This window comes from Nonomuraea sp. NPDC049624 (assembly GCF_040675255.1).
In the GTDB taxonomy this organism is placed as follows: domain Bacteria; phylum Actinomycetota; class Actinomycetes; order Streptosporangiales; family Streptosporangiaceae; genus Nonomuraea.
In genome coordinates, this window is record NZ_JBFAOR010000014.1 from 164,592 (window position 1) to 182,230 (window position 17,639).

Below are 17,639 nucleotides of genomic sequence, written 5' to 3' on the forward strand. Positions count from 1 at the left end.
GGCCGTGGCCGGGCGGGCAGTTCGATCCAGGCCGTGCCCGGCTTGCGGACCGGTGGGGTGGCCACGGTGAGGGCCTTGGCGAGTGCGGGCACGAGCCGGAAGCGGGCGGTGTGGTACTGGACGGCCACCTTGCCCTTGCCGGTCCGGCAGGGCGAGCCGGCCGGGGCGGCACAGGAGGTCATCGGGCAGGCGTGGGCCTCCACGCGGAGGTAGTCGTCTTCGCTCACCTCGGAGGTGTGTCATGGGAGCGTTTCAGAGGGCCTAGGTGTTTGCACCGACCTATGAAACAGCGTTTCCTCTGGACACGCCCAGTCGCACGCGACGTTTCATAGGCGGTCGCCTATGAAACATCGAGACGACTACCCGCCATGGTGATTCTCAGGGGTAACTGCTGTCCGCCGGTTCCTCAACCTGTTGCTGACCAGCGATCCAGGCCTGACTCAGCGCGCGAAGCCATCCAAGGCGGCGGGAACGGCCTTGGCCATGGTGCTGCTGCCGGTATGCCCCGAGTCGTCCACCACGACGAGCCGGGCGTCGGGCCAGGCCTGGGCCAGTTGCCAGGCGTTCTCCAGCGGGCAACCCAGGTCGAAGCGTCCGTGGATGAGCACGCCGGGGATGCCGGCCAGCTTGTGTGCATTGCGCAGCAAGATGCCTTCCTCCAGCCAGGCGGCGTTGGAGAAATAGTGGGCGCAGATGCGGGTGAAGGCCAGCAGATCGGGCTCTGGCTGGTCGCTGTAGGCGTTAGGTTTGCCGTTGACCTCCAGGGAGATCACCGCGTCCTCCCAGGCAGTCCAGTCGTGAGTGGCCTTGGCGCGTACGGCGGGGTCGGGGTCGGACATCAGCCGCGCGTAGGCGGCCAGCAGATCACCGTCGCGTTCTGCCTCGGGGACGCCCTCGCGGAAGCGCTGCCACGGCTCGGGAAAGAAGCGGCCCACACCGCGGTAGAGCCAGTCGATCTCAGAGCGGCGGGTCATAGTGACGCCGCAGATGACCATCTCCGACACCCGCGCCGGGTGGGCTTGGGCGTAGGCAAGCATCAGCGTGGATCCCCACGACCCGCCATAAAGCAGCCATCGGTCGACACCGAGGTGCTCGCGCAGCCGTTCCATGTCCGCGACCAGGTGCTGGGTGGTGTTCGTGCTCAGATCGACGGCCGGGTCGCTGGCGTGCGGCAGGCTCCGGCCGCAGTTGCGCTGATCGAACAAGATGATGCGGTAACGCTCGGGATCGAAGCCGCGGCGTTGATTGGGCGTGCAGCCCCCGCCGGGGCCGCCATGGACGACGAGCGCGGGCTTGCCCTCGGGGTTGCCGCAGACCTCCCAGTAGACGAGGTGGCCGTCGCCGGTGTCGAGGTGCCCGTGGTCGTAGGGTTCGATCGGGGGATACATCGCCCCAAGATACAAGCGCCGGCGCCCGAGTCAGCGGCTCCACTTGCACGCGCTTGCGCTGCCACTGCAATCAAGATCCTTCTCAGCGCCAACGGCTGTCCGCCGGTTCCTCAACCCCGGAACAGTCTCGGCGGGAGACCCCTGCCCGCATCACCTCCGAGCACGACGACACGGCTGCTGACACCAGGCGAGATACCTGCACCAAGCGGTGTGCTTCTGGCGTACTCCGGCCGTACCCCTTCCATGCCATCAGGGGCGGCGGCTATGGCGAGCCCCAAGAGGCTGGGGCCCGGTCGGGTGCCAGGGCGGGTTCGGGCGCACGGTCCTGCGGGTTCGTGGTAGGTCGAGGGCGGACCGGCCACCAGACGGCCCGACCGAGCAGTGCGGCGAGTGCGGGGACCAGCACCAGCGACACCACAAGCGCGGAAACCATAATGCCCAGCGTCATCGCGAAGGCGATCTGTTCGTTGCCCGAGGATGTGGCAAGGCTGGCGAAAGAAGCGGCTAGCACCACGCCGGCCGTCGTGATGGCCGGTGTCGTGTGCCGTACGGCACGGGCCACGGCGGCGCGGGCCGGACCTGGTCGCCGCATCTTCTCCCGGATCCGGTCGGTGATCAGGATGTTGTAGTCGGTGCCCAGGGCGACGACGAACAGGAACAACACGAGCGGGAGGGTGAAGCTGACGCCCGGCTTGCCGAGTATGTGCTGGAACAACAGGGTGGCGGCGCCGAGGGTGGCGGCGAAGCCGAGCCCGACGGAGAGCATCAGGATCACCGGCGCGAGCAGGCTGCGCAGGAGCAGCAGGAGGATCAGCGCGATCAGCGCGGCCGCGGCCGGGAACACGATCGTGAGGTCGTGCTCGACGGCCGTCGAGATGTCGGCGATGATCGCCGGGGTCCCGCCCACGTGTGCCGTCGTCCCGGCGGGCGTGTGCTGGGCGACCGCGGCCCTGATCGGTCCGGAGGCCAGGTCGCGGGCCTGCCGGCTCTGCGGGTCCGCGGTCGGATAGAGGTCGATCCTGGCGGCGCGGTGGTCCTTGTTCAGGACGGTCTTCGCGACCTGGCCCACACCCTTGACCTGGGTGAGCGCTCGCGACAGACCGTCCAGCCGGTCTGCGGTGAGGGCGGCGTCGTCCTTGGAGGTGACAAAGACGCTCGTCGGGTCCGACACGCCGGCCGGGAGCGTACGGGAGATCTCGGCCGCGGTGGCTGCGGCGGGGGTCCGGGTGCCGGGGCTGCCCTGGCCGTAGTCCATGCGGATGCCGATCAGCCCGGTGGCCAGGGCGGCGAGTAGGGCGACAGAGGCGGTCAGCATCATCAGCGGGCGTCGCGTGACCAGCTCACCCAGGCGGGCGGCACGGCCCTCGCGCGTCCCGCGCTGCAAGGCCGTCCTGGAGGGCCAGAACATCTTGCGGCCGGTGGCCGCGAGCAGCGCCGGCAGCAGGGTGAGGCTGCCGAGCAGCATCACCAGGATCGCGACGGCGATCGCCGGGCCCATCGAGCGGAACTGCCCGAAGGTCGCCAGTCCCAGCGTGGCGAAGGCGGCCACGATGGTCAGCGCCGCCGAGGTGATCGCGGTGCCCACCCGGCCGGAGACCTGCCCGGCCACCTCGCGCGCTGACTGCTCGGGCCTGGCCCGCAGTGCCTCGCGGAAGCGGAACAGCAGGAACAACAGGTAGTCGATGCCGATGCCGAACAGGACCACGTTGATCAGTCCGGGGGTGCTCGCGTCGAGCTTGAGCCCGGTGATCATCGCGGCGCCCGCGACGGCGCCCGCGGCCACGAAGCCGATCAGGGCGACCGCGAGCAGCGGCAGCAGGGCCGCCAGGACGCTACGGAACACCAGCACGTTGAGGAGGATGATGAGCCCCATGATGAGCCCGCCGCCGACCGTCGTGGCGGTCTTGCGGGAATCGACGGTGTCGACGGCGTCGGCGAGAGGTCCGGTGAAACCGGTACGCATGCCCGCTTCTGAGAACTGCGTCCGGGCGGCGTCCCTGAACGTCCGGTAGACACCCTGGACGCCCTTGTCCGCACGATTGCCGATCAGCTCGACGGAGAGCAGCTCGAAACCGCGGTCGGGCGCCGTCATCGCCGGGGCGATCGTGGGGGTCTGGGAGCGGTCGGGGACCAGGTACTGCTGCGGACCGTCGTCCTCCCTTGGCATGATCACCCGGCGCTTGGCCAGCTTCGCCGCCTCGGCCTCGATCCGCTTCTGGTCGGCGGCGCTGAGGGCCTTGCCGTCGGAGCGGGCGACCAGCACCGTCACCGTGGTCGCGTCGGGATTCACCCCGAACCGCTCCTTGGCGATGTTCAGGGCGGCGGCCGAGTCGTAGCTGCGGGGCAGGAAGTCCCCGGTCTGGTTCTGGGTGACCCGGTCGAACAGGGTCGGGGTCAGGGCGCTCAACGCGACGCCCAGCACCGCCCAGAGGGCGATGACCTTCCATGGGTGTCTGGTGGAGTATCCGGTCAGGGCGCGGATCACGACGTGCTCCGGCGGACTGCGGCGGCGCAGAGTGCGTTGTCGATCAGACGGGCCGTGGCCTGGCCCTGCTCCCGCGTGCCGGGATAGGTGGTCCGGGAGACGACCACGCTGGTACGGCCGTCCTGGGTGACGGCGTTGTCGGTGATGAAACCCGGGGTGCCGCCGGGGTGCGTCCAGGCCGTGACTCCGCAGCTCAGTCGCTGCTTGGCCATACCCAGACCGAACTCCCTGCCGGGCACGCCGACGGGGACCGTGGTCATCATCTTCTTCAGCTGTTGCCGCGACAGCACCTGCCCGCCCAGCAGTGCACGCCAGAACCTGGCCAGGTCTTCTGTGGTGGTGACGGCCTCGCCCGCCGGGCCGGCCCAGCCGAGGCTGAGCAAGGTGGAGCGGAACGGGCGCGCGGTTCCGGCGTCCTCGGTGTAGGACTGCGCGTGCGGCTTGGGCAGGAGCGGGGAGTCGCCGGGCAGGGTCGTGTTCCGCAGCTTCAGCGGCTTGATGATCCGGCGTGTCACCTCCTCGCGCCAGGAGTTGCCGGCGGCCTTCTCGATGATCATCCCGGCCAAGGTGTAGTTGATGTTGGAATAGCTCCAGCGGGAGCCGGGGGCGAACAGCGGTCGATGGCCGACGCTGAGCGCCACAAGCCGCCGCGGACTCATGCGCAGGAATCGGTAGGTGCGGTAACCCCGCTGCGTGTGCATCTTCTTCTCGATGTCGCCCACGGAGTCGTGCAGGCCGCTGGTGTGCTGGAGCAGGTGCTTGACGGTGATCGCGCGTCCGTCGTTGCCGTTGCCACGCACCAGCCCGGGAAGCCACCGCTCGACGCTGTCGCCGACGGAGAGCCGCCCCTCCGCCTCAAGCTGCAGAATCACGGCGGCGACGAAGGTCTTGGTGTTGCTGCCCATCCGGAAATGCCCGGCGCTCGGGACCGGCACCTGACGGCCCAGCACCGCCGTACCGCTGGACGCGGCCAGATCGGCGCGGGGCGAGCGCACCCGAGCCTGCACGCCCAGCGTGCCGGCGTCGCGGATCGCGTCCAGGTCCGCTTGCAGGGCCGCCCGGTCGTAACCGGGGGAAGACGCGTGCGCCGGGCTCATCACCAGCACACCGGCCGACACGGCCACGGCCGCTGTCACCATGACCGCAGAAAATCGACGCCGGCCAACACTCATTCTTGCCTCCTGGCAGATGCACCTGGTGCCGGGGGTTCCCGGCCGGTATCCAGACCATCAGTCAGAAGAGCGGCAAACCTCCTGGCAGCGGATGATCCTGACCGGGGCCCTGGGGCCCTCTCCAAGGCCGCGACCAGGACCGTGGTCCTGGTCCAGGTCCGCGTGGTGAGAGCATCGCAGCCGCTGTGCAACCCTGGTCCGGGGGCCAAGAGGCCTGATACAGGGGGAAGTCAGACATGTCCAGGAGCCGGTACGTCGGGTCCGGCGATGCTCGGGAACTGCCGTGGAGCCGTAACGACGCCCTCGTGACCGGCGGCGCCTGCGTGATGAACCTGCTCAGTTACGTGTTCTTCAACGCCTCCGACGGCCCGCACACCGTGAGCGTGACCGGGTTCCTCTTCGTCGCGGTGACGGCACTGCCGCTGCTGGCCCGGCGCCGCCACCCGGTGGCGGTGCTCGCCGCCGTCCTGGCACTCGACGCGACGGCCACCCTGACCGTGCCGCTGCCCCGGCACTTCGGCGCCGTTCTGGTGGTCGCCCTGTACTCGGCGGCCAGGGCCTGCCCCGGCCGCGTGACGGCGCTCGCGGCCGTCGTCACGGTGGCGGTGACGCTGCTGAGCCAGAGCGACGGCCGCATTCCGCCTTGGCAGGACGCGATCACCCCGCCGCTCACCACCCTGATCGTCGTCGGCGCCGCCATGGCGATGAACCGCTGGCAGCGGGAGGTGGACGCCAACCGCAGGCTCCTCGCCGACCGTGCGGTGGCCGACGAACGCCGCCGCATCGCACGGGAGTTGCACGACATCGTGGCCCACCACATCACCACCATGCAGCTGATGGCCGGCGGCGCGCGGGCCAACCTCGCGGAACCGGAGGTGGTCAAGGAAGCCCTGTTCACCCTGGAGTCCTCCGGGCGGCTCGCGTTGCGCGAGATGCGCCAGCTCCTGGACGTACTGCGGGACGGCGACGAACCCGCGGTCGCGCCGTCCCGGCCCCAGCCCGGCATCGACGACCTCGACCGTCTGGTGACCGAATCCCGCTCCGCCGGAGTGCCGACCGAGTTCAGCGTCCAAGGGCAGCGGCGACCGTTGCCGCCGACCGTCGCTCTCACGGTGTTCAGGATCACTCAGGAGGCCCTCACCAACACCCGCAAGCACGCGGGGGCCGCCCACGCGTCCGTGGAGCTGACCTACCGTCAGGATCGAGTCGTCGTCGAAGTGCGCGACGACGGTGGGGACGGCTCGCCGCAGGAGGGGGCGCGCGCCGGCGGATACGGCCTGATCGGCATGCGCGAACGCGTCGCCCTGCACGGCGGCACCCTCACCGCGGGCCCCCAGGCCGACGGCGGGTTCGCCGTGGTCGCCGACCTGCCGCTGACCGCGGACGAGGCCGTCCAGCACGAAGGGGCCCATCGATGACCGCGTCGCCGATCAGGGTGCTGATCGTGGACGATCAGTCGCTGGTACGGCGCGGCCTGTCACTGATCCTTTCCCCCGACCCCTCCTTCGAGGTCGTGGGAGAGGCCGAGAACGGCGCGCAGGCCGTCACCCTTGCCCGCCAACTACGCCCCGACGTCGTGGTGATGGACATCAGGATGCCCGTCCTCGACGGGGTCGGCGCGACCAGGGAACTCGCCTCCACCGTGCCCGGCAGCCGGGTCCTGGCCCTCAGCACCTTCGACATGGACGACTACCTCGTGGGCGCCCTGCGCGCCGGAGCCTACGGGTTCCTGCCCAAGGACAGCTCACCTGAGGACCTGAGCGCGGCGATCCGCACCGTCCACGCCGGCGAGGCCGCCGTCGCGCCACGCCTGCTCACCCGGCTGATCTCCACCTACGTACGGGCGCCTCACGGCACCCGGCCGACACCCACGGGCCTGGACGAACTCACGCCCCGCGAGGTCGAGGTATGGCGGCTGATGGCCACGGGCCTCGACAACACCGAGATCTCCCGCGCCCTCGGCCTCAGCCTCTCTACCGTCAAGAACTACATCACCAGCATCTTCGACAAGCTCTCCGTGCGCGACCGCGCCCAGGCGGTCATCGCGGCCTACGAATCAGGCCTGGTCACCGCCCGCCAGGTAACCGGGAACCCGCCTACCGGATAGCGCGGCCTGCCGATGCGGATGCTCTCACACCACCGCGTCGCCACCGTCCACGACCAGGTCACCGCCCGTCACCCAGACCGACTCCGCCGAGGCCAGGAAGACGGCGGCGCCCGCGAGGTCCTCCGGGGTCCCGCACTGGCGGGATTACCGTCGGATACCGCCCTGAGCTGGGGCTAGTGTCATCCACCTGAAATTCGTCGGCAATATTGAGCGAGGGATTCGAGGATCTCCTCGGCTGTCTTGGTCCACGCGAGCCGGCTTGGGGGCCTCGTTCCACTGGTCCATCCAGGCGCGGATGTCCACGCAGGCCCGTGCCGCCGGGCTCGGCTCGTGAAGATCGCGCAAGATCCAGGGCCGGAGCCAGAACACGGCGCAGCCGCAAGAACGGCCAGCCAAAAGCGGAACAACGCCGCCTGAATCGTCCCGGGTTCGGTGGAGACTTGATCTCTTGAGAGGATCGAGTCCATGCCAGGTAAGTCTCCCTATCCCGCCGAGCTGCGCCGTCGAGCGGTGCGGATGGTCGCCGAAGTACGGCCGGATTACCCGACCGAGTGGGCCCCCATCAACGCGGTCGCGACCAAGCTCGGCATCGGCACTGTGGAGACATTGCGCACTTGGGTCCGCCAGGCCCAGACCGACGAGGGCAGCCGGCCAGGCCGCACGACGGACGAGTCGGCCGAACTGAAGCGGCTGCGCCGGGAGAACGCCGAACTGCGGCGGGCGAACGAGATCCTGAGGGCCGCCTCGGCTTTCTTCGCGGCCGAGCTCGACCGGCCACACACGCACTCGTGACCTTCATCGACCAGCACGCCGAGGCGTTCGGTGTCGAGCCGATCTGCCGTGTCCTGACCGAGCACGGCTGCCCCATCTCCACCAGCACCTACTACGCCGCCAAGAACCGACCGCCCTCGGCCCGGGCGGTGCGGGACGCCGAGTTGGACGAGCACATCGCTCGCATCCACGCTGATAACTACGGCGTCTATGGTGCCCGCAAGATATGGCACCAGCTGCAACGGGAGGGGCATCGGGTGGGCCGCTGCACCGTCGAGCGGCGCATGCGCGTCCTGGGCCTGCAAGGCGCCCGTCGCGGGAAGAAGGTGCGAACCACGACACCCGACCCCGGGCATGAGCGGGCCGGCGACCGGCTGCAGCGCGACTTCACCGCCCAGCGGCCGAACGCCGCCTGGGTCGCCGACTTCACCCACGTTTCCGCTTGGTGCGGGGTGGTCTACGTGGCCTTCGTCGTCGACATTTACTCCCGGGCGATCGTCGGCTGGGCCGCCTCACTCACCAAGCACACCACCCTCGTACTGGATGCCCTGGACATGGCCCTGTGGCGGCGCAAACGCGCCGGCCATCCGGTCGAGCAGGGCTTGATCCATCACTCGGACGCGGGAAGTCAGTACACGTCTTTCCGGTACACCACGCGCCTGCTGGCGGCCGGGATCGACGCCTCCATCGGCACCGTCGGCGACGCGCTCGACAACGCCCTGATGGAATCGCAGATCGGCCTCTACAAGACCGAGTTGATCAAGCCCCGAGGCCCCTGGCGCAGCCTGGCCGACGTCGAGCTTGCCACCGCCGAATGGGTCGCCTGGTTCAACGCCACCCGCCTGCACTCAGCGATCGGTCACCTACCACCAGAGGAGTTCGAAGGTCTCTACTACGCTCAACACCACCCCAACGAACCCATCGCAATCAACCGCTGAGGTCTCCATCAAATTCGGGGCGATTCATCTGGCTCCTTGAACGACCTGTGAGGGGATGGCCGTCGTCGGGCCGGCGTGACGGTCAGAACTGTGACGGTGCCTTGTAGCGGCAAGGCCCCTATCGGGACACGTCGGCGGTGGCGACCAGGCTGTGCACGTTGATCGTGCGGCCGCCCTCGCACACCTTCTGTGTCAGCGCATCCAGCCACACGAATGTGTACGGGCCGACGTCCAGCACCCGCGTCCGGAACGCCTCGACCTGCTCATCCAGCACCTTGGCCATCTGCGAGACCTGGCTTTTGGAGATGTGCTTGATGCCGAGCTGCTCGACCAGCTTGTCGACCCGCCGGGTCAATGCCGTTGCGTTTGCATGCATAGTGGAGTAGCTCCATCACTATGGGTGAAGAAGGCTGTCCAGAGGTGGGATTGAGCGTTCTCACGCGATGGTGCCCGCCGGAGCTGATAGATGCGGCCATCGCCAAGTGCGGGCGGTATGAGCGGAGACGTCAGGTGGCCCGCCATCGCGTCGGTGACCTGCCCGACGGCAGCTACCTCGCCACCGTGCGCATCGGCTCGAACCGAGCCAAGCAACGCCGACGAGCCAACCGCGACATACCCGCCCAGGTCACCGTCCGCGTCATCGAATACCACCTCGGCGAAGGGCGGGAACTCTACCGACTGGCCACCTCATTACTCGACCCCGCCCTGGCTCCAGCCAGCGAACTGGCCGTCCTCTATCACCAACGCTGGGAGGCCGAAGTCGCCTACGCCGAACTGAAGACACAGCAGCGCGGCACGGGCACCGTCTTACGCTCCCACTATCCGGACGGCATCCGCCAAGAGATCTGGGCCCAGCTGATTGTGCACCACCTCACCCAGACGCTGATCTACCACGCAGCCCAGGCGACCCCGCCCATCGACCCCGACGAAATCTCATTCCGCAGGGCTCAACAAGCCGTCCGACGTAACCTCGGCCGGCCGCTATCTCCCCGTTGGCAACGCCGAGCACTTCACCGGACAGTCACCGAATTGCGTTCCCACCCCGTCGAGGACAGACGCCATCGGCACTGCCCGCGCAGACTCAAACGCGTCAGCGCCCGCTTCGCCCGCCTCAGACCCGGCTCACGCTCTTCCTCTCCATCGACTCCACTACCGACCGTCACTCTCGCTGGCAAACCGCCCTAAGGCAACGGCATTGACCCGCCGGGTGGAGACGCCGAGCAGGTAGCTGGTGGCGACCACGCTGATCAGCGCTTGCTCGGCCCGCCGGCGCCGCTCCAGCAGCCAGTCCGGGTAGTACGAGCCCGACCGGAGTTTCGGGATCGCCAGCTCGATCGTTCCGGTGCGGGTGTCCCACTCGCGGCTGCGGTAGCCGTTGCGAGAGTTAGTCCGTTCGCTGCTGCGCTCGCCATAACCGGCTCCCCACAGGCTGGCGGCCTCAGCCGACATCAACGCTTCGGCCATGGTCTTCACCATGGATCGCAACAGATCCGGGTCGTCGGTCTCGATCTGCCGCGCCAGTCACTGCCCGGGCGTCACACTGTTGTCCGCGGCCATCACGTGCTTTCTTCGATCTTGGTTTGCGCCTACGAAGGATCACGCGATGGCCGTCACCATTTCACGGCGCCACGCCTCTTGAACAGGTCAAACTCGTACACCACTCCCGTGGACGCAACCCACCGATCCACGGGTGGCCGCGCGACGAGACCGGTGCGGGATCCCCGGACGGGAGCGGCATCGTCCCAAGTGGATGATGGCGGTGGAGATGCTCGATGCGCTGATCGAGCAAGGGCTGCGGCCTCCGCTGGTCGTGGCCGATGCCGGTTACGGCGACAGCACTCAGTTCCGCGGCGCCCTGGACGAGCGCGGGATCGGCTACATCGTGCAGGTCAAAGGCGACGCCCTCGCGCACGCCCCAGACGTGGTCGCAGTGCCCCGGGTCTGGTCCGGCCGAGGCCGGCCTCCCACCCGGACCGGCCTGCGTTACCCCGGCACCGCCGTCAGCTTGGCCGGACACGTCCGGGCCGCCGGCCGCGACGCCGCGGTCACGCTCACCTGGCGCGAAGGCTCCAAGGGCGCCATGAGCTCGCAGTTCGTCTTCCTGCGGGTGCGCCCGGCCGGGCACCGCATCGCCCGAGAGGCGGATGGCACTCTGCCTGAGGGGTGGCTGATCGCGCAGTGGCCCGACCACGAGGACCAGCCGGTCAAGTACTGGCTGTCCAGCCTGCCTGCCGATACCGAACCAGCCGACTTGATCCGCTACGGCAAGATCCGCTGGCGGATCGAGCACGACTACCGCGAGCTGAAGACCGGCCTGGGATTGGACCACTTCGAAGGCCGATCCTGGACCGGCTGGCACCGCCACGTCACCCTCGTCACCGCCGCACACCTGTTCATCACCATGCTGCGACTCGACCCAAAAGCGGCTGCGCCGGTCTGACCCTCTACAAGGTCATCCGCGAGTTACAACTGCTGCGCGCGACCTGGACCGGCGCATGCCCTACCTGCCATCGAAGGCTGAAACCGTCACGCCGCAGCAGGCATAAGCAAACCTAACAAAGCACTACTAGCCGATCCAGCCATTGCCGATCTTCACCGGTTGCTGGCTGCTGTAGCCGCGTTTGCTCTCGCCGGGGTAGAGCCACAGGTCCCAGGTGTCGTAGTTGATGGCGATGATGTCCTGGTGGCCGTCGGCGTCCCAGTCGGCGACGCTCGCGACGACATACCGCTGCCAGCCGTTGCCGATCTGGACCCGGGGTTGGCTGCTGAAACCCCGGATACTTTCACCGGGGTAGAGGATCAGCAGATCGTTTCCGGTGCCGTTGCCGATGACGTCCTGGTGGCCGTCGCCGTCCCAGTCGGCCACCCATCGGATGTAGCGGAGGACGCCGGCCATGACGACTCCCACCCTTGGCTGGTTGCTGTAGCCGCGTTTGCTCTCGCCGGGATAGAGCCACAGGCCGTTGCCCTCGTACTGCGCCAGGATGTCCTGGTGGCCGTCGCCGTCCCAGTCGGCCAGCCCGCGGATGTGGTAGCCGCCCCAGCCGTTGCCGATCACCACGGGTTGCTGGCTGCTGTAGCCGCGCTTGCTCTCGCCCGGGTAGAGCCACAGCAGGCCGGTGCTGCGCTGGATGGCGAGGATGTCCTGGTGGCCGTCGGCGTCCCAGTCCGTCATGCCGCGGACATAGAAATCGTTCCAGCCGTTGCCGATTCTCACCCGTGGCTGAAAGCTGTAGCCGCGCCTGCTCTCGCCCGGATAGAGCCATAAGTAGCCGGTGCTGCTGTCGATGGCGATGAGGTCTTGGTGGCCGTCGCCGTCCCAGTCCGTCACGCCTCTCAGGGAGATGGTGGGAGTCGCGGTCGCGTGCGCGGGCGTGGTGGACGCCAGCGCGACGACTGTCGCGAGGAGGATCGTTGCGGCACGACGGGTTTTCGATGGGCGTTGAGCTGATCGCAGCACGTGTTCCTCTTTCTGTGCTGGAGCGACGGGTCTGCGCCGAGGATCGCATTCGCCGTTCCAGGTGTCGAGCGGCAGGGGCTGCTCACAGTCGCGGCGGCGGCTCCGGGCGAGCGGGTGCTCGCCGACTTCGACGTAGCCGGAGAACAGGCCGATCACACAGAAAGGCGCACTTCATGCCCTTCTGCGGGGTGGGCGTAGGCGTTGATCGTGGCAACCGGAGCCACGAAGGTCCGGCTGTTCTTCTTGTTCCAATCCCATCGCTGATTGACCGGAACGCTGCTGCGCAGGACAAAGCCCTGGCCGCACGGGTTGGCCGTCGTGACGGATGCCTGAGCCGGGGAAGTTGGGGGGCAGACCAAGTACGAGAGAAAGGGGCAGTGACGCCTATGACCTGTGACGTTGCCCGTTCGATTTCGGGTTCCCCGGCCAGGAGGGCCTTTGAGGCTGCGTACAGAATTGAGCGGTAGAGGGGCCTTTGTCCGGCCAATGCGCCACCATGTGGCTGGACAAAGGGCCCCCAGGCGGCGCCCAAGGGGCGGGGCCGCGCGCTCGGCGGGGCCGCGGCGGTGATGGTTACAGCAGGCCGCCGCCGCGGTGGACGACGTGGAGTTTGCCGTCGTACGCCGCGGCGGCAGGGCGTTCGACGGAGGTGGCAGCGGGACTGAGGGGGGTGTCGGTGCTCCAGCTGGTGCCGTTGAAGCTCGACCAGTAGAGCTTGGTGTTGCGATTGGTGTAACTGCCGCGGTGGACGACATACAGCTTGGTCCCGGTGCCGTCGTTGAAGACCGTCAGGGAGGGTGAGACGGCACTGTTGTGGGTGCCCAATGGGACGGAACTGCTCCAGCTGCCGCCGCCCATGATGTTCCGGCGCGCCCAGTAGAGTCTTTCGTCGGAGTCCGGGCCGCGGAAGACGCAGTACAGCTTGTTCTGGAACACGGCGAGTGCCGGACCGTCCGCGCTCTTCTGGTCCCAGGCGTTGCCGTGGTACCAGCCGTTGCCGTTGTAGTACACCGTATGCAGGTGGCCGTTGCCCTGGCCACGGTAGACGCAGTACAGGGTGTTCCCGAGAACCGCCAGCGCCGGCGCGGAGGGGCTGGCGTGGCCGCCGATGGGCGTGGCGGCGCTCCAGCTGGTGCCGTCGAAGGTCGACCAGTACAGCTGCTCGTTGTCGTTACTGCCACGGTGGACGCAGTACAGCTTGTTGTCGTAGGCGGCCAGTGCGGGCGTGGCGTTGCTGAGGGGGCCGGGGAAGAGGGTGTCGCCGCTCCAGTTGGTGCCGTCGTAGTGGCACCACCACATTTGCTGGAAGTCGCCGCTGGTGTGCGCGCAGTACAGCTTGTCGTCGAAGACAGCCAGCGCGGCGCCCGTGCGAGCGGTGGCGCTGGGCAGCAGCGCGCCCTGGCTCCAGGTGCCGGCGTTGGAGGAAGTGGTCAGGCGCAGCCGTTCCTCGTCAGGCAGGGTAAGGCGGATGTGGAGATCGAAACGGCCGATGCCGTTGAAGCCCCAGTGGTCGATGGCGCCCGGGCGGTTGGCCAGCGCGGCAAGCGCGGGCCGGCTGAAGACGATGGTGCGACTCTGCACCAGGTCGTCGTCGTTGCGGAACCACTCGATCAGCGCCTGGACGAGCGCGGTGATGACAGTGAGGTAATCCCCGATGTCCGATCCGCCCCCCTCCCAGTACCAGGCGGGATTGTCCTTGAACTGGTAGGCGATCTGCTGCAGCTTGTCACCGATCTTCTTCAGGTCCTCGACGAGCTTGCTGTGCCAGGAGGAGGGGCTGTCGTCGGCTTCCCAGCACTGGATGTGGATGGGCAGGCTGTTGCCGACCCGGCCGTTGAACAGAGTGGTGCCCGCATCGAACACGCGCACCGAACCGGTCTGGACGTCGCCGTACTCCCGCGTCTTGTTCCACTTGTTCCTGGCGGTCTCGTTGGCTGAGGCGTAGGCCCAGTAGATCTCGTCTTGAGGGCCGAACACCGTGTCTCCGGTACTGCGCCGGCATTCGAACCGTTGCAGGTCCAGTCTCAGGTCTATCGGCGGGGGCGAGACCGGGGTCGCGGCGTCAGAGCGGGAGCTGCCGACGACGGTGACGCCGTAGCCGTAGTCGGCCATGGCCTGGAGGAAGTCCTCGCTGTCGAGGGGCTCGTCCTCGGCGAGGGCATCGATGTTCACGAATTTCACGTTGGGCAGGGCGCGGAGTTCCTCGCCCAGGGCGGCGATGTCCTTGGCCAGGTCGTCTTGTGTGTAGCCCTCGGTGAGGGGGCGATCGGCCACGGTGGCGGATAGTGTCTGGCGGGTGGCGGCAGCGTTCTCCTCGGTGAAGGTGCGGCCGAACGCGCGGACCTCCTCGTCGTCGTCCGCCAGTGTCCGGAGCATGTCGACGAGTTCTTGTTCGAGCTCGGTCAGTTCCAGCCCGGCCTCCAGGCGCGCGGCACCGCGCAGCATCACCCCGACAAGCAAGAAGACGGCCGGGGGCGGCGTTGCCCGGCGGGCGAGGCGTTCGGTGGCCGGGCGGCCCTGCAGGGTGGCCCGGACGCGGTCCAGTCGCTCCGCGCGCGTGGGATATGGCATGTGCTACCTCCATCACGGCCGGTCCCGCGCGGACCGGACCGGCATTGACGTTACTTACCGCAAGGGGTTGATTACACCCCTCGGGTAGGCGGAGACGGGAATTGTCCGCAACCGGCCAACGGGGTGCGGTCACCTCCGCGGGCCGATGTCCCGACGGTGGGCCTGCCCTCCTCCCGCTCGCGGCACGCTGCGCAGACGGTAAACCCTCCTCTCCCGCCCGGAGCGCGGCGACAGGCGTACCGCTGATCTCTGCACTCAGCCTCCTCGACGATCGGAGAGCGCGGCCATCCGTCGCCGGCGTCGAACAGCAGATGGGGACGGGGCGCAGGGCGCTCAGGATCGTGGCGAGGCAAGGGCCAGCAGCGCGGCGGCCAAGGCGCGGCCGTGCGCGGCAGCGTGTCGGCCGTCGCTCAGCCGGATCTGCCGGCCCTGGTGGTGCAGCACCACGGCGCCGTCCGGCTGCCGGGCGACGGCGAGGCCGGCCTCGGGCAACCGCACCCCGCGCACGCCGTCGCCGGGGTCGCCGCTGAGGTCGGCCAGGTCGGGCAGCACCAGCCCGGCGGCGGCCTGGGCGACGGCCAGCCGGTCGCGCAGTTCTCGCCCTTGCTCGCCAGCGCGCTCGCGTCCGGCCTCGGCGGCCTGGGCCTGCTGCTCGGCGGCCGCGGCGCGCTCGCGCTGGAGGTCGCGCTCGGTGCCGGCCCGGCGCAGCTCGTCCTCGGCGGCTGACCAGCTCCGCTCTTGGCGTGGCGTAGCGCCCATCCGATCTACTTTGAGCGGGCCGTCTCCCGTCGCAGCACTTCAGCGAGAAGGCGTGACTCCGCCTCGGTGACCCTCGACTGCCCCGTCTTCGACGGTGATCTCGGATTGACGAGCGAAATAGCTGGTCAGCTGCATTTGTGGAGTGTCAGGGACGTAAGGCAAGCAGGTGCGCACGGTCAGGCGTGGCGGGCCATCTTGACGGCTGAGATCAGCAAGACGATGGTCGGGGCAGGGATGAGGACCAGCTCCGGGGTGACGCCGAGCAGTCGGCCGTCCCCTCTGTGTCAAGCCGCGGGCCGCAGGTGCTGCTGAGCCCATTCCTCGAAGCTGGTGAGCGGAAGGCCGAGGTCCCTGGCGTACTGCGGGCGGGCCGGCTGCCCGGCTATGTTCATCCACTCGTGTGAGGCGCCCATCGCCGGCATTCCGGCGGCGAGTGCCTGTTCCTCGGTCATGTCCGGCGCGGGCAGGTGTGTGCCCAGCGCGCGGGAGAGAACCTCGGCGACCTCCGTCATGGACAGATGGTCACTCGCCAGCTCCAGCTCGACCCCGTGGAACCGCTCCGGCTCGGCGATGGCTGCGGCGGCTGCCCTGCCGATGTCGTCCACCGCGGCGAGGGAGAGCCGGGTGTCCGGCTTCACGACGCTCACCAAACCGCCTTCCACACCCCGCGGGAACAGGAAAGCCATGGACGGCAGGAAGTTCTCCATGAAGAAACCCGGTTTGAGGATCGTCCAGCGGGAGAAGCCGGCCGCACGGACCCGGTCCTGGATCGTGCTCTTGGCTCCCAGGCTGGCGTCCAAGGAGCCCCAGCGGCCTGCGATCCAGCCGGGAGCCTCGGTGTGCTGACCGGCGCCACTGGTGGAGGTGTGCACGAACTGCGGCACTCCCGCAGCCTGCGCGCCCTCGATGAGGTTGACGGCCTGGGCCACCTCTCCGTCGAAATCGAAACCTTCGGCGGTCAGGGCGGGCATCTGAACGGAGAAGACGGCGCGGACACCCGTGGCGGCCCGCACCACCGAATCGCGATCGTGGAGATCACCGGTGACCAGATCGGCGCCCAGCGCCTCGACGGCCTTGGCTCGCTGGGTGTCGGGGTGACGCACCAGGGCGCGTACGGGTACGCCTGCGGCGAGCAGGGCTCGGGCGGTGGCGCCGCCCTGCCTGCCGGTGGCGCCGGTGACCAGGACGGGTGCGGGATGTGCAGTCATTGTGCTCCTCGGAGCTATAAACGGCGGGGGTCGCCGTTTTCTGTGCGATAAGATATGGCGGCCCCCGCCATTTAGCAACCCTGGAGATGACGCCCATGCCCGACCGCCAGCGCGCAGACGCCCGGCGCAACTATGCGCGCATCCTCGCCGTGGCCGAGGAGGAGGTCGCCGCACACGGAGCCGGCGCCTCCCTGGAACAGATCGCGCGCGTCGCGGGGGTCGGCTCGGCCACCGTGCGCCGCCACTTCCCGACCCGCCGGGCGCTGCTGGAGGCGGTCTCCCATCAACGCATCGAGGCCCTGGCCGCCCGTGCCCGCGAGCTGACAGGCAAGGGCGACAGCCGTGACGCGCTCCTGCAATGGCTCAGTGACGTCGTCGCCTACTGCGTCGCGGCCCGAGGGCTGGCAGCGGCACTGGCCTACGACGGGGCCGAGACCGACCCCGTACACGAGAACACCTGCTCGGCGATGATGGCGGAGGCGGGGAACCCCCTGCTGCAGCGCGCCGTACAGGACGGGGCGGTGGCGGAAGGCGTCACCGTCGCCGACCTGATCGCGCTGATCGTCGGTGTCGTCCTGGCGACGGAGCACCACCCTGACCCGGCGGCCCGCGCGGACCGGCTGTTCCGGCTGGCCGTGGCGGGGCTGAGCCCGCAGGGCTGAGAAGCCTGCTCGAAAGACCGTCCCCCGCAGCACCCGCTCCAACTGCGGGCTGTCGCCGTACTGGCCCGGCGTCAGGACCAGCGACAGCGTCCGGCATCGGCCGTCCGCCGACAGGTGG

General features: G+C 68.8%; 12 protein-coding genes and 4 pseudogenes. 6 read left to right on the top strand and 10 right to left on the bottom strand.

Going from position 1 to position 17,639, the window contains the following annotated elements:
• Nucleotides 1-440: 440 nt before the first annotated feature.
• The 3 genes from pip to AB0J76_RS42505 form a co-directional block, all read right to left on the bottom strand.
• Complete coding sequence (gene pip, locus AB0J76_RS42495) at nucleotides 441-1,388, bottom strand: prolyl aminopeptidase (RefSeq protein WP_364393122.1); 948 nt, start codon at nucleotides 1,386-1,388, stop codon at nucleotides 441-443.
• 262 nt (nucleotides 1,389-1,650) lie between these two features.
• The gene (locus AB0J76_RS42500; protein WP_352326118.1) at nucleotides 1,651-3,873 is read right to left on the bottom strand and encodes an MMPL family transporter; all 2,223 of its coding nucleotides are present in this window, start codon (nucleotides 3,871-3,873) and stop codon (nucleotides 1,651-1,653) included.
• Nucleotides 3,870-5,012: a serine hydrolase domain-containing protein gene (locus tag AB0J76_RS42505; RefSeq protein ID WP_352326119.1), complete on the bottom strand. Its 1,143-nt coding sequence runs from the start codon at nucleotides 5,010-5,012 to the stop codon at nucleotides 3,870-3,872. Before AB0J76_RS42505 ends, AB0J76_RS42500 begins: the two co-directional genes overlap by 4 nt.
• A gap of 269 nt (nucleotides 5,013-5,281) precedes the next feature.
• On the opposite strand from AB0J76_RS42505, the gene AB0J76_RS42510 reads away from it, so the two are divergent.
• Together AB0J76_RS42510 and AB0J76_RS42515 are read left to right on the top strand one after the other, a co-directional pair.
• Nucleotides 5,282-6,463, top strand: a complete 1,182-nt coding sequence (locus AB0J76_RS42510) for a sensor histidine kinase (RefSeq protein ID WP_364393127.1) — start codon at nucleotides 5,282-5,284, stop codon at nucleotides 6,461-6,463.
• Nucleotides 6,460-7,152: a response regulator transcription factor gene (locus tag AB0J76_RS42515; protein ID WP_352330842.1), complete on the top strand. Its 693-nt coding sequence runs from the start codon at nucleotides 6,460-6,462 to the stop codon at nucleotides 7,150-7,152. The genes AB0J76_RS42510 and AB0J76_RS42515 overlap by 4 nt, the downstream gene beginning before the upstream one ends.
• A gap of 24 nt (nucleotides 7,153-7,176) precedes the next feature.
• Here AB0J76_RS42515 and AB0J76_RS42520 read toward each other — a convergent pair.
• Nucleotides 7,177-7,278: pseudogene (locus AB0J76_RS42520) on the bottom strand (SDR family oxidoreductase); the annotation flags it as partial.
• A 339-nt stretch (nucleotides 7,279-7,617) separates the two neighbouring features.
• Here AB0J76_RS42520 and AB0J76_RS42525 point away from each other — a divergent pair.
• Nucleotides 7,618-8,861, top strand: a protein-coding gene (locus AB0J76_RS42525) for an IS3 family transposase (protein WP_364393130.1) whose coding sequence is annotated in 2 segments (ribosomal slippage) — nucleotides 7,618-7,900 and nucleotides 7,900-8,861 — 1,245 coding nt in all. Because the reading frame shifts where the segments join, the coding sequence is not laid out codon by codon here.
• A gap of 136 nt (nucleotides 8,862-8,997) precedes the next feature.
• On the opposite strand, the pseudogene AB0J76_RS42530 reads toward AB0J76_RS42525, so the two are convergent.
• Nucleotides 8,998-9,213 (bottom strand): annotated as a pseudogene (locus AB0J76_RS42530) (transposase); the annotation flags it as partial.
• Between the two features lie 44 nt (nucleotides 9,214-9,257).
• Here AB0J76_RS42530 and AB0J76_RS42535 point away from each other — a divergent pair.
• Complete coding sequence (locus tag AB0J76_RS42535; protein ID WP_352328256.1) at nucleotides 9,258-10,046, top strand: transposase; 789 nt, start codon at nucleotides 9,258-9,260, stop codon at nucleotides 10,044-10,046.
• A gap of 9 nt (nucleotides 10,047-10,055) precedes the next feature.
• Here AB0J76_RS42535 and AB0J76_RS42540 read toward each other — a convergent pair.
• Nucleotides 10,056-10,382: pseudogene (locus AB0J76_RS42540) on the bottom strand (transposase); the annotation flags it as partial.
• A 148-nt stretch (nucleotides 10,383-10,530) separates the two neighbouring features.
• Between AB0J76_RS42540 and AB0J76_RS42545 the strand changes: the two are divergent.
• Nucleotides 10,531-11,301 (top strand): annotated as a pseudogene (locus AB0J76_RS42545) (IS701 family transposase); the annotation flags it as partial.
• 126 nt (nucleotides 11,302-11,427) lie between these two features.
• Here the strand turns inward: AB0J76_RS42545 and AB0J76_RS42550 are convergent.
• The 4 genes from AB0J76_RS42550 to AB0J76_RS42565 form a co-directional block, all read right to left on the bottom strand.
• The gene (locus tag AB0J76_RS42550) at nucleotides 11,428-12,477 is read right to left on the bottom strand and encodes a VCBS repeat-containing protein (protein WP_352328255.1); all 1,050 of its coding nucleotides are present in this window, start codon (nucleotides 12,475-12,477) and stop codon (nucleotides 11,428-11,430) included.
• Between the two features lie 417 nt (nucleotides 12,478-12,894).
• Nucleotides 12,895-14,892 (bottom strand): hypothetical protein, encoded by a 1,998-nt coding sequence (locus AB0J76_RS42555; protein WP_364393135.1) that lies wholly within the window; start codon nucleotides 14,890-14,892, stop codon nucleotides 12,895-12,897.
• Nucleotides 14,893-15,225: 333 nt separating this feature from the next.
• Nucleotides 15,226-15,651 carry a hypothetical protein gene (locus tag AB0J76_RS42560; protein ID WP_352328253.1) on the bottom strand — a complete coding sequence of 142 codons (426 nt, stop codon included), beginning with the start codon at nucleotides 15,649-15,651 and terminating at the stop codon, nucleotides 15,226-15,228.
• Between the two features lie 284 nt (nucleotides 15,652-15,935).
• Nucleotides 15,936-16,859, bottom strand: coding sequence for an NmrA family NAD(P)-binding protein (locus AB0J76_RS42565; RefSeq protein ID WP_352328252.1), 924 nt, complete (start codon nucleotides 16,857-16,859; stop codon nucleotides 15,936-15,938).
• Nucleotides 16,860-16,954: 95 nt separating this feature from the next.
• On the opposite strand from AB0J76_RS42565, the gene AB0J76_RS42570 reads away from it, so the two are divergent.
• Nucleotides 16,955-17,521: a helix-turn-helix domain-containing protein gene (locus tag AB0J76_RS42570; RefSeq protein ID WP_352328251.1), complete on the top strand. Its 567-nt coding sequence runs from the start codon at nucleotides 16,955-16,957 to the stop codon at nucleotides 17,519-17,521.
• Nucleotides 17,522-17,639 lie beyond the last annotated feature (118 nt).

Bases quoted from the DNA above. Each gene is read 5' to 3' on its own strand.
- AB0J76_RS42515 (WP_352330842.1), top strand. From the start codon at position 6,460: ATGACCGCGTCGCCGATCAGGGTGCTGATCGTGGACGATCAGTCGCTG.
- AB0J76_RS42505 (WP_352326119.1), bottom strand. From the start codon at position 5,012: ATGGTGACAGCGGCCGTGGCCGTGTCGGCCGGTGTGCTGGTGATGAGC.
- AB0J76_RS42570 (WP_352328251.1), top strand. From the start codon at position 16,955: ATGCCCGACCGCCAGCGCGCAGACGCCCGGCGCAACTATGCGCGCATC.
- AB0J76_RS42565 (WP_352328252.1), bottom strand. From the start codon at position 16,859: ATGACTGCACATCCCGCACCCGTCCTGGTCACCGGCGCCACCGGCAGG.
- AB0J76_RS42560 (WP_352328253.1), bottom strand. From the start codon at position 15,651: ATGGGCGCTACGCCACGCCAAGAGCGGAGCTGGTCAGCCGCCGAGGAC.
- AB0J76_RS42535 (WP_352328256.1), top strand. From the start codon at position 9,258: ATGGGTGAAGAAGGCTGTCCAGAGGTGGGATTGAGCGTTCTCACGCGA.
- AB0J76_RS42510 (WP_364393127.1), top strand. From the start codon at position 5,282: ATGTCCAGGAGCCGGTACGTCGGGTCCGGCGATGCTCGGGAACTGCCG.
- pip (WP_364393122.1), bottom strand. From the start codon at position 1,388: ATGTATCCCCCGATCGAACCCTACGACCACGGGCACCTCGACACCGGC.
- AB0J76_RS42555 (WP_364393135.1), bottom strand. From the start codon at position 14,892: ATGCCATATCCCACGCGCGCGGAGCGACTGGACCGCGTCCGGGCCACC.